The organism is Aeromicrobium fastidiosum (genome assembly GCF_017876595.1).
In the GTDB taxonomy this organism is placed as follows: domain Bacteria; phylum Actinomycetota; class Actinomycetes; order Propionibacteriales; family Nocardioidaceae; genus Aeromicrobium; species Aeromicrobium fastidiosum.
The window spans coordinates 2,918,570-2,934,118 of record NZ_JAGIOG010000001.1 but is presented as its reverse complement, the minus strand read 5'-3'; the positions used below and the strand labels follow the sequence as shown (position 1 = coordinate 2,934,118).

Annotated in this window: 15 protein-coding genes; 8 read left to right on the top strand and 7 right to left on the bottom strand. The window is 70.3% G+C overall.

Going from position 1 to position 15,549, the window contains the following annotated elements:
* The 3 genes from JOF40_RS14575 (at position 1) to JOF40_RS14565 (ending at position 3,756) form a co-directional block, all read left to right on the top strand.
* Positions 1-879 (top strand): AAA family ATPase, encoded by an 879-nt coding sequence (locus tag JOF40_RS14575; RefSeq protein WP_209674624.1) that lies wholly within the window; start codon positions 1-3, stop codon positions 877-879.
* Positions 876-2,261: a VWA domain-containing protein gene (locus tag JOF40_RS14570; RefSeq protein WP_129184234.1), complete on the top strand. Its 1,386-nt coding sequence runs from the start codon at positions 876-878 to the stop codon at positions 2,259-2,261. Before JOF40_RS14575 ends, JOF40_RS14570 begins: the two co-directional genes overlap by 4 nt.
* A gap of 73 nt (positions 2,262-2,334) precedes the next feature.
* Entirely contained in the window at positions 2,335-3,756 is a 1,422-nt protein-coding gene (locus JOF40_RS14565; protein ID WP_129184236.1) for a glycoside hydrolase family 16 protein, read from the top strand.
* Here JOF40_RS14565 and JOF40_RS14560 read toward each other — a convergent pair.
* From JOF40_RS14560 to JOF40_RS14550, 3 genes are read right to left on the bottom strand one after another with little or no spacing between them, the layout of a single operon-like run.
* Positions 3,707-4,300: a hypothetical protein gene (locus tag JOF40_RS14560; protein ID WP_129184238.1), complete on the bottom strand. Its 594-nt coding sequence runs from the start codon at positions 4,298-4,300 to the stop codon at positions 3,707-3,709. The genes JOF40_RS14565 and JOF40_RS14560 overlap by 50 nt on opposite strands.
* Complete coding sequence (locus JOF40_RS14555) at positions 4,204-5,055, bottom strand: phosphatase PAP2 family protein (RefSeq protein WP_129184240.1); 852 nt, start codon at positions 5,053-5,055, stop codon at positions 4,204-4,206. The genes JOF40_RS14560 and JOF40_RS14555 overlap by 97 nt, the downstream gene beginning before the upstream one ends.
* Before the next feature lie 10 nt (positions 5,056-5,065).
* Positions 5,066-5,797, bottom strand: a complete 732-nt coding sequence (locus JOF40_RS14550) for a CPBP family intramembrane glutamic endopeptidase (RefSeq protein WP_188111843.1) — start codon at positions 5,795-5,797, stop codon at positions 5,066-5,068.
* A 52-nt stretch (positions 5,798-5,849) separates the two neighbouring features.
* Between JOF40_RS14550 and JOF40_RS14545 the strand changes: the two genes are divergently transcribed.
* Entirely contained in the window at positions 5,850-6,626 is a 777-nt protein-coding gene (locus JOF40_RS14545; RefSeq protein WP_129184244.1) for a hypothetical protein, read from the top strand.
* Here the strand turns inward: JOF40_RS14545 and JOF40_RS14540 are convergent.
* Positions 6,598-8,073 carry an MFS transporter gene (locus tag JOF40_RS14540; protein ID WP_129184246.1) on the bottom strand — a complete coding sequence of 492 codons (1,476 nt, stop codon included), beginning with the start codon at positions 8,071-8,073 and terminating at the stop codon, positions 6,598-6,600. The genes JOF40_RS14545 and JOF40_RS14540 overlap by 29 nt on opposite strands.
* A gap of 124 nt (positions 8,074-8,197) precedes the next feature.
* Here JOF40_RS14540 and JOF40_RS14535 point away from each other — a divergent pair, with 124 nt between their 5' ends.
* A complete protein-coding gene (locus JOF40_RS14535; protein ID WP_129184248.1) occupies positions 8,198-8,608 on the top strand; it encodes a DoxX family protein in 411 nt (136 codons plus the stop codon).
* The gene (locus tag JOF40_RS14530; RefSeq protein WP_129184250.1) at positions 8,605-9,186 is read left to right on the top strand and encodes a flavin reductase family protein; all 582 of its coding nucleotides are present in this window, start codon (positions 8,605-8,607) and stop codon (positions 9,184-9,186) included. The genes JOF40_RS14535 and JOF40_RS14530 overlap by 4 nt, the downstream gene beginning before the upstream one ends.
* On the opposite strand, the gene JOF40_RS14525 is transcribed toward JOF40_RS14530, so the two are convergent.
* Positions 9,183-9,401 (bottom strand): hypothetical protein, encoded by a 219-nt coding sequence (locus JOF40_RS14525; protein WP_129184252.1) that lies wholly within the window; start codon positions 9,399-9,401, stop codon positions 9,183-9,185. The genes JOF40_RS14530 and JOF40_RS14525 overlap by 4 nt on opposite strands.
* Positions 9,398-11,431 carry an MMPL family transporter gene (locus tag JOF40_RS14520; RefSeq protein ID WP_188111844.1) on the bottom strand — a complete coding sequence of 678 codons (2,034 nt, stop codon included), beginning with the start codon at positions 11,429-11,431 and terminating at the stop codon, positions 9,398-9,400. The genes JOF40_RS14525 and JOF40_RS14520 overlap by 4 nt, the downstream gene beginning before the upstream one ends.
* 23 nt (positions 11,432-11,454) lie before the next feature.
* Between JOF40_RS14520 and JOF40_RS14515 the strand changes: the two genes are divergently transcribed.
* Together JOF40_RS14515 and JOF40_RS14510 are read left to right on the top strand one after the other, a co-directional pair.
* The gene (locus JOF40_RS14515; RefSeq protein WP_129184256.1) at positions 11,455-11,937 is read left to right on the top strand and encodes a MarR family winged helix-turn-helix transcriptional regulator; all 483 of its coding nucleotides are present in this window, start codon (positions 11,455-11,457) and stop codon (positions 11,935-11,937) included.
* A gap of 10 nt (positions 11,938-11,947) precedes the next feature.
* A complete protein-coding gene (locus tag JOF40_RS14510; RefSeq protein WP_129184258.1) occupies positions 11,948-14,374 on the top strand; it encodes an ATP-binding cassette domain-containing protein in 2,427 nt (808 codons plus the stop codon).
* Here JOF40_RS14510 and JOF40_RS14505 read toward each other — a convergent pair.
* Entirely contained in the window at positions 14,355-15,524 is a 1,170-nt protein-coding gene (locus JOF40_RS14505) for an HNH endonuclease signature motif containing protein (RefSeq protein ID WP_129184260.1), read from the bottom strand. The two genes, JOF40_RS14510 and JOF40_RS14505, sit on opposite strands and share 20 nt — an antisense overlap.
* Between the last annotated feature and the right edge of the window lie 25 nt (positions 15,525-15,549).

The following is a 15,549-nucleotide window of genomic DNA, read 5'->3' as shown; positions in this document are numbered from 1 at the left end:
ATGCGCACCATGCCGTTCGACTCGATCGCCGATGTCAAGGCCAAGCTGGCGTCGGCGGGCTATCTCGCCTCCGACGCGATCGCGACCACCGTCTACCTCGCGAGCGAGCTCGGCAAGCCCCTGCTCGTGGAGGGCCCGGCCGGTGTCGGCAAGACCGCGCTGGCCACCGCCGTCGCCACCGCGTGCTCGACCGATCTGGTGCGCCTGCAGTGCTACGAGGGCGTCGACGAGGCCCGCGCCCTGTACGAGTGGAACCACGCCAAGCAGCTGCTGCGCATCACGGCCGGTCAGGGCGAGACGTGGGACGAGGCGCGCAACGACATCTTCAGCGAGGAGTTCCTGCTCCCCCGCCCGCTGCTGACGGCGATCCGCAGCGAGGAGCCCATCGTGCTGCTGATCGACGAGACCGACAAGGCCGATGTCGAGATCGAGGGTCTGCTGCTCGAGGTGCTGGGCGAGTTCCAGGTCACGGTGCCCGAGCTCGGCACGATCACCGCACGGCACCGGCCCTTCGTCGTCCTCACCTCCAACGCGACCCGCGAGCTGTCGGAGGCGCTGCGACGTCGCTGCCTGTTCCTGCACGTCGACTTCCCGGACACCGCGCTCGAGGAGGAGATCGTCCGCCTCAAGGTGCCCGGTCTCGACCAGACCCTGGGCGAGTCGCTCGTGCGGGTCGTCAACGCCCTGCGCGCGATGCCGCTGCGCAAGGCGCCCTCGGTGTCGGAGACGATCGACTGGGCCCGCACATTGGTCGCCTTGGGCACCGACATCCTCGACGACGAGGTCGTCAAGGACAGCCTGGGCGTCATCCTCAAGCACCAGGACGATCTCGAGAAGGCACGCACCCGCCTGGATCTCGACGCGGTGCTCTCGCCGTGACCCAGGACGTCGCCGGCCGGCTGATCGAGCTCGTCGCGGCGCTGCGCAGCAAGGGCATCCAGGCGGGCACCAGCGAGACCGTCGACGCGGCAGCCGTCGTCGAGGTGCTCGGCATGGCCGACCGCGAACAGCTGCGTGAGGGACTCGCCTCAGCACTGATCCGCCGCGGCGGGCAGCGTTCGGTGTTCGACATGGCCTTCGACATCTACTTCCCGGCCGGCGTCGGGGCGCCCCAGGCGGCGCTGGACGCGGATGACGACATGGACGTCGACGACCTGCGTGACCTGTTGGCGATGGCGTTGGCCGAGCACGACCTGCGCACGCTCGAGCAGGTCGCTGCGATCGCGGTGGACGCGCTGGGACAGGTCGGCACCCCCGAGACCCAGAGCGCCGGCTTCTCGGCCTATCAGACCCTCGAACGGCTGCGTCCGCAGACGCTGCTCATGCAGGCCCTGCAGATGCGGGGCGCGGGCGGGGGCCAGGGACAAGGCCAGGGTCAGGGTCAGGGCGACTTCGCCGATCGCCTCGAGCGCGACGAGGTGCGACAGGACATCGACCGGTTCCGCGAGCTCGTCGCGGCCGAGGCCAGGCGACGCACGGCCGAGGTGCGGGGCCGCGACGTCGTCACCCGCCACGCCGTCCGGTCCGGCACCGACCGCGTCGACTTCCTCAGCGCCAACCGGCAACAGCTCGAGGAGCTCGTGCGCGAGGTGCAGCCCCTGTCTCGCAAGCTGGCCACCCGGCTCGCGGCTCGACGTCGCAGGAACCGGCGCGGACGCATCGACATCCGCCGCACGCTGCGCCGGTCGATGTCGACCGGCGGCGTGCCGATGAATCCCGCATTCGAGAAGCCCCACCCGTCGCGGCCTGAGCTGGTGCTGCTGTGCGACGTCTCGGGGTCGGTCGCCGGCTTCTCGGGATTCACGATGCACCTCGTGCAGGCGTTGAGCGGGCAGTTCAGCAAGGTGCGGGCCTTCGCCTTCGTCAATGCGATGGACGAGGTGACCGATCTGGTCAAGGAGCAGTCGGACGACCTGTCGGCGCGCATCCAGGCCGAGGCCCACATCACCAAGTGGCACACCAGCAGCGACTACGGGGAGGCGTTCGCCGACTTCCACGCCGACCACATGGCAGCGATCGGCCCCCGGACGTCGGTGCTGATCCTGGGCGACGCCCGCAACAACAACCAGGACCCCAATCTGGCCGCGCTGCACGACATCAGCCAGCGCGCCCACCGCACGTTCTGGCTCAACCCGGAGGCAACGATGCGCTGGGGGCTCGGTGACTCCGTCGCCCCGCTGTACGCCGAGATCGTCGAGATGCACCAGTGCAGCAACGTCGACCAGCTGACCCGGTTCATCACCCGCCTGCTGCCGGTCTGATCACCCGGGAAGAACTAGGGACCAACCCAGGCCCGTCCTAGGTATTGAACCTCTGTAGGCCTACCGTCTGTTCATGGGGAGCAGGAGCCGCCGGGCCACCGTCGCGGGCATCGTCGCCGTCGCCGCGACTGCCGCTGCGTTGCACGGCCCCGCCGAAGCGCACGAGCGCTCCACGGCAGACCGGCTGGGCATCTCGACCAGTGCCGCGAGCTGGAAGCCGTCCGCCGCGGCCCGTCTGCGCACGGTCACGGTCGGCGGGGTCCGCACCCTGCAGATCAGGCCCCGCAAGACGTCGGGACGTGCGACGCTCGCGGCCCGGTCCCCCGTGTCGACCGACGTGATCGACCGGGCCGGGACCCTCGTGACGGCGTCCGCGCGCGTGCGGTCGACGCAGCCTGGTCGTCGCCTGACCCTGCGGATCATGGAGGTCAGCGCCGGCCGGGTCGTCGCGAGCCGCTCGCGGACGGTCAAGGCCGCGTCGCGCAGCTGGCGGCGGCTCGAGGTGTCGTTGCACACGACCCGTCCCGGCAGCCGCATCCAGCTCTCCACCCGGGCCTCGCGCGTGTCGGGCCGCCATCTCGTCCGCCTCGCCGACGTCACGGTGAAACGAATCACGCCCACACCGAGCCCGGCGAAGCCGCCCCCGGCGACGGCGGCAGCCTGCGAGGCGATCGACTACTCCGACCCGGCCCAGGGCGTGCGGACATTCACCGACGACTTCTCCGGCACCTCGATCGACCCCGCGAGCTGGCGCGTGCGCGACAACACGTCCCTCAACCACGACAAGGCCTGGATCACGAAGGACGCCGTGTCGGTGCACGACGGCTACCTCGACATCACGGGACGACGCCTGCCACAGGACCAGTGGAGGCGCAACAACAACCCGCTCTACAAGGAGGAGAACGCGGTCCGCGACTACTCCACGGGCTACGTCGACTCGATCGACCGCTTCAGCCAGCGCTACGGGCACTTCGAGGTGCGTGCCTGGGTGCCCAGCGCGTCGACGATGTCGCGCGGCATCTGGCCCGCGTTCTGGCTGCGCGCCGACCACCAGCCCGGCGAGATCGACCCCATGGAGTCGTACGGCGCACCCACGATCCGCTCGTTCGACCCCTCCAGCTCGTACGAGTGGAACAGCTGGTCAGACACCGCGCAGGGTTCGACGAGCGACCCGGTCAAGCAGAAGACGCAGGGACGCGCGGACGTCGGTGCCGACAAGATCTGGCAGGGCTGGCACACGTACGGCGTCAACTGGTCACCGACGTGCCTGCGCTACACCTACGACGGGCGTACCGTGGCGACCGTGCTGTTCGACGATCCGAAGACGCTGAGCTACTTCCGCGGTCCGACGTTCGCTGACACGTTCCACATCCGGCTCAACATGCAGGTCGGATCGAAGTACTGGGGCTGGGCCGACCCCGAGCACACCCGGTCGGAGTTCAGCTTCAAGATCGACTGGGTGCGCGTGCACCAGGGACACGGCCTGACACCGTGAGCATCCAGGCCCAGCCGACCGCGATCGCCGCCATCGACAGGACGCCCCACGGCGGGTAGACGTGCTCCTGCATGAAGCCATAGGCACCCAGCAGGGCGACCACGGCACCCGGCAGCACCTTGAAACCCGCGACGCGCACGAGGCATCCCGCGGCGGCGGCCGTCGCACCGATGAACGCGATCGACCCTATCTGTCCAAGATCGCTCGCATAGCCGAACACGGTCCCCAGGCCGCCCTCGCGGTCGTGCTTGAGGGCACCCGCGGCGATGCCGGCGAGGATGTCGAGCGCGCTGTAGAAGCACGCGTAGACGTAGCCGAGCACCAGGGTGATGCGCCCGTACACCGGCTCGATGGAGCGCGCCACGAGCCACGGTCCGACCGCCAGCAGCGGGAACAGCGGCAGCAGGACGACGTGGAGATCTCGCCACCACGCCGACGCGTCCTGCGTCAGGTGGGCGGGGTGGGTGAGGCCGACGAGGCCGATGACGACCGGCGGCGCGAGGACTGCGACGGTCGTGCGGAGCCTGCTGACCGACGCATCCATGTGTCGAGCCTAAGCCCGACGACGAGGAGCAGCACGGCGACGACACCGTCGAGCCACCAGTGGTGGCCGGTCGCGGCGACGACGAACACCGTGACCGGCAGGTGCATCAGCACGAGCCACCTCACGCGGCTGCGGGTCATGGCGAACGTCCCGAGCGCCACGACGGCCGCCCAGCCGACGTGGATCGACGGCATCGCAGCGAACTGGTCGGACACGCCCGTCCCGACGTCGCCGTAGACGCCGAGCCCGTAGCGCGTCGACAGGTCGACGAAGCCCAGCTCGTCGACGAAGCGGGGCGGTGCGACCCGGATGAAACGGATGACCAGGCACCCGGCCGTGACGGCGACGAGTCCGTTGCGCCAGTGGGGGTAGCTGTCGCGGTGGCGCACGAAGGCCCACACCATGAACGCGATCAGGGCGGGGACGTGCACGATCGCGTAGTAGCCGTTGACGAACCGGGCGAGCCAGTCGTGCGCGATGACGAGGTGCTGCACGGAGATCTCGGTCGGCAGGTGGAGCAGCCGCTGGACGTGGTCGATGTCGCGGGCGCGCTCGAGGGCACCCGACTCGTGCGTGATCGGCAGCATGCGGGCCAGCCGCCACACGGCGTAGAGGCCGGCGACGAGCGCGAACTCGCGGAAAGCCGGCACCAGCGCGTCGACCACGCGCGAGCGCGGCAGCCGCGTGCACACGATCCAGGCGATCAGGCTGAGGAGAGCGGCTGTGCCTGACTGCTCCCACGACGGCCACGGCACCCGACCATTGTCACACCTGCGGCGGGCTCCCCTGCTGCACCTCGTCCGAGCCGGTGCGGCGGAACAGCGGCGGCATGAACCGCAGCATGAGCCCCGACCATGTCAGGTGCGTCAGCATGGGTGCCTGGATGCCGCCGGATGCCCGGCGCTGCAGGCCGAACAGCGTGCCCATCACGCCGCTGGCCAGCACGAGCGCGGGGTTGCGGGTCGCGGTGGTGGCGAGCGCGTAGACGGCGGTCGACTTGGCGACGGGGTTGTCGGTGCCGACGGCCGCGTAGAGGGCTCCGCGGAAGAAGAACTCCTCGGCGGCGCCGTTGGCAAAGGTCGTGAGGGTCACGAGCGGTGCCGAGCCCTGGTCGGCGAAGGCCAGGATGTCGGTGAGGGCGCGGTTGAGCAACGGGATGCGGCGGGCGACGAGCGCCGCACCGTAGAAGGCCCCGAAGGCACCGACACCGAGCGCGACGGGAGTGATGAAAGGCCGCCGCAACCCGTCGTCATCGGTCTGCTCGTAGCCCAGGTGCAGTGGGCCCGAGGCGAGCGCCCCCGACGTCCAGGTGGCGGCGACGCCGAACGTGAGGCCGTAGAACTCCTTGGAGTCCGGCTCGGTCGACAGCGACTTTCCCAGAAGGGCGGCACCGGCCAGGCTGACGCCGGCCACGACCCGTCGTCGGCGGTGGAAGGCGGCGTCGCTCTCGAGGTGGTCACGGGGCACCTTGGCGGCCAGGCTGCGCAGAAGACTCATCACCTCGACGCTACAAGGTCTCCCCCGGGTCCGCATCGGCTAGCCTCACCGGATGACGGCGACCTTCCGCCTGGGCTTCAAGAACGTCCTCGGATCCAACTGGACCCTCACCCGCAACCGGTGGCCGGGGCGCGCGGTGATGCTCGACCGCGAGATGAACGGCCCCGACGGCATGCGCGCGAGTGCCTACTTCCTGGTCGAGGTCAACCAGCGGCCCGAACGGCGCAGCCTGTCGGCGATCCTGCCGGGCTGGGACGTCGTGCGGTCGCCGCGCGGGCACAACGACGTCTACAGCGATCCGGCCGTGCACCGGCTGGTCGACTGGCAGGAGATCGCCCTCGGCACCCGCACGCGCCAGCAGCGCTACGTGACGATCGCCCGCTACGAGCACCTGGCCAGCGGCGTGGAGTGGACGGGAGCGACGACGCACCTGTCGTCGTCGGTCGGCACGACGGTCGAGAAGGCGCAGGCCAGCCGGCAGGTGCAGGGCACCCGTCTGGCCGAGCTGTGCGCCGAGCACGACGTCGACGTGCTGGCCGGCGACATCAACAACATCGTCGTGCGCGACGACACCCCTCGCGGCATCCTGCAGGCCGCCGGTTGGGTCGACTGGCGTGCCGCCGTCGACGTGGAGAACGTCGACCACGACGTGCACCACGCGATCGGCCGGGACAACCCGCGCACCGGCAAGCACCTCGACGCGATCTACCTGGGACCTCGCGTCGAGGCGCTCGCCGGTCGCGTGCAGGTGACCGAGCCGGACAGCTCGGACCACCTCGGCCTGGTCTGCACGGTGCAGATCAGGCCACGCCCACCGCGCCCTCGCTAGGGATGTCGTCCTTCTTGGCGTTGATCAGCACCGCGGCGGTGATGAGCGCCAGGACCAGCATCATCGCGCCCCAGAAAAAGGCCGTGTGATAGCCGCTCAGGAGTGCGTCGGCCGGGCTGCCCTTCTTCTCGGTGAGGAACGTCGTGACGGCCCCTGCGTACAACGTGTTGAGCAGGGCCGTGCCGAGCGAGCCGCCGACTTGCTGCGAGGTGTTGAGCAGGGCGCTCGCGACACCCGCGTCGTGCGATCCCACCCCGACCAGCGCCGTGCTGGACGCCGGGATGAACACCGCGGCCATGCCGACGCTCATGAGCACGAGCGACGGCAGGATGTGCAACCAGTACGAGCTGTCGGCCGTGATCTGGGTCAGCAGCAGCATGCCGATCGCGGCGCTGGTCAGACCGGGAAGCATGATCGGCCGGGGACCGAACCGGGGCAGCAGCTGCGAGATGACGCCGGCACCCACGATGATGCCGATGCTGAACGGCAGGAAGGCGAAGCCCGACCGCAGCGGGCTGTAGCCGAGCGTGGCCTGGAAGTAGAACGTCAGGAACAGGAACATCGCGAACAGGCCCGCGCCGATGAACAGGAAGACCAGGTAGGACCCGCCGCGGTTGCGGTCGAGCGCGACGCGCAGCGGCAGCAGCGGGTGGGCGGTGCGGCGCTCCCAGAGCACGAAGGCCACGAGCAGCACGACGGCCGCCACGAGGAAGCCGACGGTGGTGGGGTCGGTCCAGCCCTGCACCTCGGTGCTCTGACCGGGGTTCTTCTCCTTGGCCGCCTCGGTGAAGCCGTAGACCAGGGAGACGAGTCCGAGGGTGACCATCACGGCACCCGGGATGTCGTACTTGGTGTCGCCCTCGGCCTTGCTCTCGCGCACGACGCGGGTGGCCGCCCAGGCCGCCAGCAGCGCGATCGGCACGTTGACGCCGAGGCACCAGCGCCACGAGGCGTACTCGGTGAGCACGCCGCCGAGGATCAGGCCGATCGCCGCGCCACCGCCGGAGATCGCGCCGAAGACGCCGAACGCCGTGGCGCGCTCCTTGGTCTCGGTGAACGTGACCGAGATGAGCGACAGCGCCGCAGGTGCCAGCAGCGCCGCGAAGACACCCTGCAGGCCGCGTGCGGCGTAGAGAAGCACGGCCGTGCCGGCGATGCCGCCGAGCGCCGAGGCCGCGGCGAAGCCGATCAGGCCGATCACGAAGACCCGCTTGCGTCCGACGAAGTCGGCGATACGGCCGCCGAGCAGGAGCAGGCCGCCGAAGGCCAGCGTGTAGGCCGTGACGACCCACTGGCGGTCGGCGTCGCTGATGCCAAGGTCGCGCTGCGCGGACGGCAGGGCGATGTTGACGATGGAGGCGTCGAGCACGATCATCAGCTGCGCGACGGCGATGACGCCGAGGGCGAGCCAGCGCCGCGGATCGGGGGCTGCTGGTGCAGTGGACATGGGGGTCCTCACGAGGAGACGGGATGATGGACGGCCGTTCGGCGCCGTCGAGATCAGCACCCGTGAGCATCCTGCTATTCCGCACCGACAAAAACGCCGCTGCGGCGCATGTCACACTCGCCGCATGACCGCCCGCCCCATCGCCCGTCGTCTGCTCGGCGCCTTCCTGCTTTTCGCCGGCCTCAGCCACCTGTTCTGGGCGCGCGACACCTTCCGGGCCCAGGTGCCGGAGTGGCTGCCGCTCGACGTCACGTTCGTCGTCGTGGCGTCCGGCGTCATCGAGATCGCGCTGGGGTTGGCACTCATCTGTCTCACCAGCCGACGCGTCGCAGTCGGCTGGGTCGTCGCAGCGTTCTTCGTCGCGGTGTTCCCGGGCAACGTCAACCAGCTCGTGACGCACACCGATGCCTTCGGCCTCGACTCCGACCTGTCACGGTGGCTGCGGCTGCCGTTCCAGCCGCTGCTGATCGCGTGGGCGCTGTGGTCGACCGACGCGTGGCGGCACCGACCGGGACGGGCAAGGATGGACCCATGAGACGAGTCATCCACACCGATGTTCCCGACGCGGGTGCCTACGCCCTGCTCAACTCGCTGGTCGTGCCGCGCCCCATCGCCTGGATCTCGACGGTGTCGGTCGACGGCATCGGCAACCTCGCGCCGCACTCGTTCTTCAGCATTGCCTGCGCGAACCCGCCGATCATCTCCTGGACGTCGGTCGGCCACAAGGACACGCTGGCCAACGTGCTCGCCACCGGGGAGTTCGTGGTGAACCTGGCCACGCTCCCCGACCTCGATCTGGTCAACGCCACCAGCGCGAGCTTCGATGCCACGATCGACGAGTGCCAAGAGCTCGGCATCGCGATGGAGCCCAGCGAGCGTGTCGCCGTACCACGAGTCGTGAGCTCGCCGGCATCGCTGGAGTGCGCGCTGCACTCGACGATCGACCTCGGCGACTCGGTGCTGGTGCTGGGCGACGTCGTCGTGGTGACGGTCGACGAGGACGCGATGGACGGCGACCACCCCGACTTCGCGAAGCTGCAGACGGTCTCCCGGCTGGGCATCAACGAATGGGGGCTGCCCCCCGAGGTCAGGGCGGTCGACCGACCGCGTTAGCCCAGCAGCTCCTGCACCGATACGTCGCCGTCCTCGGACTCGATCGCGTCGGCGATCGTGGTGACGTCGTCGGGCTGCACCTCGACCGCGACCTCGTCGAACCCTTTGCGCAGCTCTTCGACGACGACGACCTCGGTGGCCCCGTCCTGGTAGGCCGCCACGCGGTCGACGACGTTCTGGATGGCTTCGATCTGTTCGCTCTCGTAGTCACTCATGATCGCGGCGTACCCCGGTCCGACGGCACCAACCGTCCCGGATGGCTGGGCCACCAGAACCGCTCGCCGATCAGCGTCGCCAGCGCGGGCACCAGCAGGCTTCGAACGACCAGGGTGTCGAGCAGCACACCGATCCCGACGATGACCCCGATCTGGGTGAGCGCCACGACCGGCAGCACGCCGAGCACCGCGAACACCGCGGCCAGCACCACGCCGGCGCTCGTGATGACCCCGCCGGTGACGGCCAGCGCCGTCGTCATCGCGCCGGCGACGGGCTGCGAGGCCGCCTCCTCGCGCGCACGGGTCGTCAGGAAGATGTTGTAGTCGACACCCAAGGCCACCAGGAAGATGAACGCGAACAGCGGCACCGGCAGGTCGAGGGCCGGGAAGTCGAAGACGTGGGTGAACACGAACCACCCGGCACCCATCGCGGTCACGTAGGTCGCGACGACCGTCAGCGCCAGGACGACGGCAGCCACGACCGAACGCAGCAGCACCAGCAGGATCAGCATCACGATCGCCAGCACGAGCGGGATGATCAACAGCCTGTCGTGCGCAGCGGCCTCGGCGGCGTCGAGGTCCTGCGCGTCCGGACCGCCGACCAGAGCATCGTCGCCAAGCTCGGTGCGCAGTCGCTCGACGGTGTCGGCCGCCCGTGCGGAGCCCCGGTCGCTGTCGAGCACGACGTCGAGGGACGTCCACTCGTACGACGACGCCCCACCCTTCACCGACGAGACGCCGTCGACGCCGTCGACGCGCGCGGCCACGTCGGCGACGGCGCCGGGCCGGGCGAGCACGACGGTCGGCTGGGTGGAGCCGGCCGGGAACGCCTTGGCCAGGGTCTCCTGCCCCAGCACCGACTCGGGGGTCTGCCGAAAGCGGTCGTTCTGCGTCAACCCGACGTCCAGTCCCACGGCACCGACCGACAGGACCGCCAGGAAGACCAGCGATGCGGCGACGAAGGTCTTCGGACGGGTGACGACCCGGTGCCCCACCTTCGACCAGGTGCCTGTGCGCGACGGCTCGTCCTGGCCGACACGTGGCACGAAGGGCCAGAACAGGCCGCGTCCGAACAGCACCATCGCGGCGGGCAGCGCGAGCAGGCCGAACAGCACCGCGACGACGATGCCGATCGCGGCCGACCAGCCGAGGGCGCGGTTGGACGGCGTGTCGGCGAACGACAGGGTCAGCAGCGCGAGCGTCACGGTGCCGGAGCTCGCGAGGATCGCCGGCGCCGCCTGTCGCCAGGCGGCACGCATCGCGGCGAAGCGGTCGTCGTGCCGGCGCAGCTCCTCCCGGTAGCGCGCGATCAGCAACAGGGCGTAGTTGGTGCCCGCTCCGAACACCAGAACCGACGTGATGCCGGTCGTCGAGCCGTCGACGTCGTAGCCGAACACCTGCGTCGCAGTGGCCACGGCCAGCGCCGCGACACGGTCGCCCAGGGCGACGACGACGAGCGGAACGAGCCACAGCCACGGACTCCGGTAGGTGACCAGCAGCAGGAGCGCGACGACCAGCGCTGTCGCGATCAGCAGCCGGACGTCCGCGCCGGCGAAGGCGTTCTCGAGATCGGCCTGGAAGGCCGGTCCCCCGGTCACCTCGACCGTCAGCCCGTCCTCAAGGCCACGGTCGGCCGTGTCGCGGATCTTCTCCACCTGGTCGGCGCCCGTCGTCGCCTTGAGCGGGACGGCGACGAGTCCGACCGTGCCGTCGTCGGAGTATCGCGGCTCGCCCGCGCGCAGCGTCGTGGCGAGCCGGGCGACCGCGTCACGGTCGTCGGTGTCGAGCTTCTCGCCGTCACGGCTGACCACGACGATCGCGGGGACGACATCGCTCTGGGGCAGCTGCTCCTGGATGCGCGCGACCGTCGTCGAGTCGGCGGAGTCGGGCAGACCGGCCGTCGGGGCGTTCGACTCGCGTGCCTCGGGCGCGAGCGCGAAGACCGCGCCAGAGACCAGGACGAAGGCCAGGACGACGAGGATCGCCGCTCGCCGTCCAACTGTTTTAGTTCGATGATCGAATGATTCCACGAATGAAATAGTACGATGCCTGCATGAGCGAAGCGAGTCGAGGCGACCTGAGCCCGGCGGCGGGCGATCTCGTCCGTGAGCTCCGGACCTTCAACCTCGAGATCGAGCGCTACGTGCAGCGCATGAGCCACCTGCACGCGATGCACCGCACCGACCTGTCGGCGATCGGCTTCGTGATGGACCACGGAGGCGCGACGCCGAAGGACATCGCCGAGGCACTCAACCTCAGCCCCTCGGCGACCAGCGCGATGATCGACCGGCTCGAGCGGGCCGGCCACGTGCGCCGCGAGCGCGACGCGCACGACCGCCGCTCGGTGCACGTCGAGATCACCGACCAGGCGCTCGCGGTCGGCTCGTCGATGTTCGGACTCCTCGCCGCGCACATGCGCGGTGTCCTCGACGGCCACGACGAGCGCGAGCTCGCCGCGATGGCCACGCTGATGGAACGACTCAACGCGTCCGCCCGGGCAGCCGCCGCCGAAGCAAGTTCGGCCCCGACCGACTAACGTCGAACGGGTGCCCGAACCAACTCTTCCCCCGCAGTCGTCCGGCTGGATCCGCGTACGCGGTGCCCGCGAGCACAACCTCCGGCAGGTCGACGTCGACCTGCCCCGCGACTGCTTCGTGGTCTTCACGGGTGTCTCCGGGTCGGGCAAGTCGTCGCTGGCGTTCGGCACGGTGTTCGCCGAGTCGCAGCGGCGCTACCTCGAGTCGGTCGCCCCGTACGCCCGCCGCCTGATGTCGCAGGTCGGTGCCCCGGAGGTCGACTCGATCGACGGGATGCCACCGGCGGTCGCACTCCAGCAGGCCCGCGGGGCGACGGGCACACGGTCGTCGCTGGGCACCCTGAGCTCACTCTCGGACGTCCTGCGGCTGCTCTTCAGCCGCGCAGGCACCTATCCGGACGGTGCCGACCACCTGCCGGCGTCCGCCTTCTCACCCAACACCGCGGTCGGCGCGTGCCCGACGTGTGGCGGCACGGGCGTCTCGCGCAGCACGACCGAGGCCCTGCTGGTGCCCGACCCGACGCTGTCGATCGACGACGGCGCGATCGGCGTCTGGGCGAGCCGCGCGTGGGTCGGCCAGAACGTGCGCCGCATGGTCACCAAGCTGGGCATCGACGTCCACGCCCCGTGGCACACCCTGCCCCAGGAGACGCGCGACTGGCTGCTGTTCACCGACGAGGAGCCGCGCATGCTCCTGACCGGCAACAAGCAGGGCGAGGCGAGCCAGTACCACGGCCACTGGTCGTCGGCCGAGAAGTACCTCATGCGCAACCTCGCCCGCACGCAGTCGGCGACGCAGCGCGAGAAGCTCGAGGCCTTCCGGGCCGAGGGCCCGTGCCCGACGTGCCACGGCAAGCGGCTCAGCCCTGCCGCCCTCGCGGTGACGTTCGCGGGTCGCGACATCGCCCAGATCGCGGCGATGCCCCTGACGGACCTCGGTGGCCTGCTGGAGAAGGGCCTCGCCCAGCAGGCCAGGGGCACCGACCGCCACGGTGCCGCCGCGTCGTCCGCGGCCCGGTCGCTGGTCAAGGACTTCGGCGAGCGCGTCGAGGCCATCATCGGACTCGGGCTGGGCTACCTGTCGATGGACAGGTCCAGCACCGCGCTGTCTCCCGGCGAGCTGCAGCGCGTCCGCCTCGCGGGCCAGCTGCGGTCGGGGCTCTTCGGCGTCCTGTACGTGCTGGACGAGCCGTCCGCGGGGCTCCACCCGGCCGACTCCGAGGCGCTGTACGCCGCCCTCCGCCAGCTCGTCGCCCGCGGCAACTCGCTGTTCGTCGTCGAGCACGACCTGTCGATCGCGCTGCACGCCGACTGGGTCGTCGACGTCGGACCCAGCGCTGGTGTGATGGGCGGCGAGATCGTCTACAGCGGTCCACCCGCCGGCCTGGCTGACGTGACCGAGTCGACGACTGCCGAGTTCATGTTCGGGCACACTCCAACGCCCACGCTCGCCGCGACCGCCCCGACGTCGTGGACGACTCTCGAGCACCTGACGCGCCACAACGTCGACGACGTCACGGTCGACGTGCCGCTGGGCGTCATGACCGCGGTCACGGGGGTCTCGGGGGCCGGCAAGACGTCCCTGCTCACGGCGATCACCGAGCGGCTCGAGCAGGACCGCCGCGTCACGGTGATCGACCAGCGTCCGATCGGACGGTCACCGCGATCGAACCTTGCGACATACACGGGCCTGTTCGACGGCGTTCGGCGGCTCTTCGCCGCGACGCCAGAGGCCAAGGACCGCGGCTGGGGCGCCGGCCGGTTCTCGTTCAACGTCGCCGAGGGTCGCTGCCCGACCTGCGACGGTGAGGGCTTCATCGCGATCGAGCTGGTGTTCCTGCCGACCAGCTACTCGTCGTGCCCGACATGTCACGGCTCGCGCTACAACCCCGAGACGCTCGACGTGCACTACCGCGGCCGGGACATCGGCCAGGTTCTCGCGATGACGGCCGTCGAGGCGGCCGACTTCTTCGCCGACGTGCCGGCCATCCACCGGTCGCTCACGACGCTGCTCGACGTCGGGCTCGGCTACCTGACTCTGGGCCAGCCGGCCACCGAGCTGTCGGGCGGCGAGGCGCAGCGCATCAAGCTCGCGACCGAGCTGCAGCGCCCGCGCCGCGACCAGGGCGTCATCGTGCTCGACGAGCCGACCGGCGGGCTGCACCCCGTCAACGTCCGCGACCTTGTGCGGGTGCTGCGGCGGCTCGCCGACGCGGGCGACACCGTCATCACGGTCGAGCACGACATGCAGGTCATCGCCGCGTCCGACTGGGTCATCGAGCTCGGCCCGGGCGGCGGCGACCAAGGCGGCCGCATCGTCGCGGCGGCGACACCGGCCGATCTGCTCGACCACCCCGACAGCGTGACGGGTCCCTACCTCAGGCGCGCGATGGACGGGCCGACGAGGTCGCCGGCATTCAGCCCGCGTACTCCATGAGCACGGGCTCGTTGAGGGCCTTGCGGAGGATGTGCTCGAGCGTCGATCTGGTCGACCAGTGCAGCACGCGGTGTCCCTTGTGGGTGTGATGTCGTCGGCACAACGGGCCGAGGTTGTCACCCCTCGTGGGGCCATGCGGATACGGGATGCGGTGGTCGGTGTCGCACCGCTCGGCCGGGACCATGCATCCGGGCGCCTGACACGTGCCGTGCAGGAACTGCAACGCGATGTCGAGGACATCTGGGGCGAATCGGCCGAGATATTCGTGGCTCAGGACGTCATCGGTGACCGGATCGACCACGACACGGTGCCAGAAGCTGCTGCCCGAGCCGGCGACTGCCGCGACCCAAGCCGCGGGGACGCCCCACCGGCCGTCGGAGGATTCTGCGAACCCTGCACGGGCACCGGCGAGCACATCGGCGTCGACCGTGACCGCGATGTTCGCGTCGACCGCAGATGTCGCGGCATCGGAGCCGAGGCACCACGCGACCAGCTGGTCGGCCTCACGCTGCGACACCGTCCGATCGTCGTCAGGGTCAACGCCCGTGCGGGCGGCCCTGCGATAGCGGGCCTCGATCGCTGCCAGCTCGTGCGAGGGCAGGTAGGCGTTGAGCCACCCCATCGAGTCGTCACCGTGAGTGATCGACACGTGCCGCTTCTCGCGCTCGGCATCAGCCCGCTCGACCGCCAGATCGGCCTCGACCCGGCGGACGAAACGCCGCAGCCACTGGCGCAGCTCGGCGACCGTGTGGGTCGATGCGTAGTCGACGACGCCCCGGTCGAGTCGGTGCACCGACTCGGCGCGCTTCAGCTCGCCCAGCGTGTGCGCGATCTCCCGCACCCGAGCCCAGTCGACCCGGCCCCGCAAGAACGCCAACCATGTCAGCGGTGACTGGTCACGCACCCGGTCAGCCTGCGACAACCGCAGCTGCACCTGCCCCTCGCTCAGACCGAGCGCCTCGCCGATGCACAGCGCGATCGCGCCACGCTCCACGAGCCGGCGCATGGGCGACTCCTCGCGCCCGATGCGCACCAGCTCACGGTCGCGGAACTCCAGCATCGCGACGACCTCCCGCGCCTCCGCACACGCACGCTCCCGGGCGACGTCAGCCAAAACGTCGGTCGAGGCGGTCGCGGTCGAAGTGGCCATACATCCAACCTAGACACGACCTCTG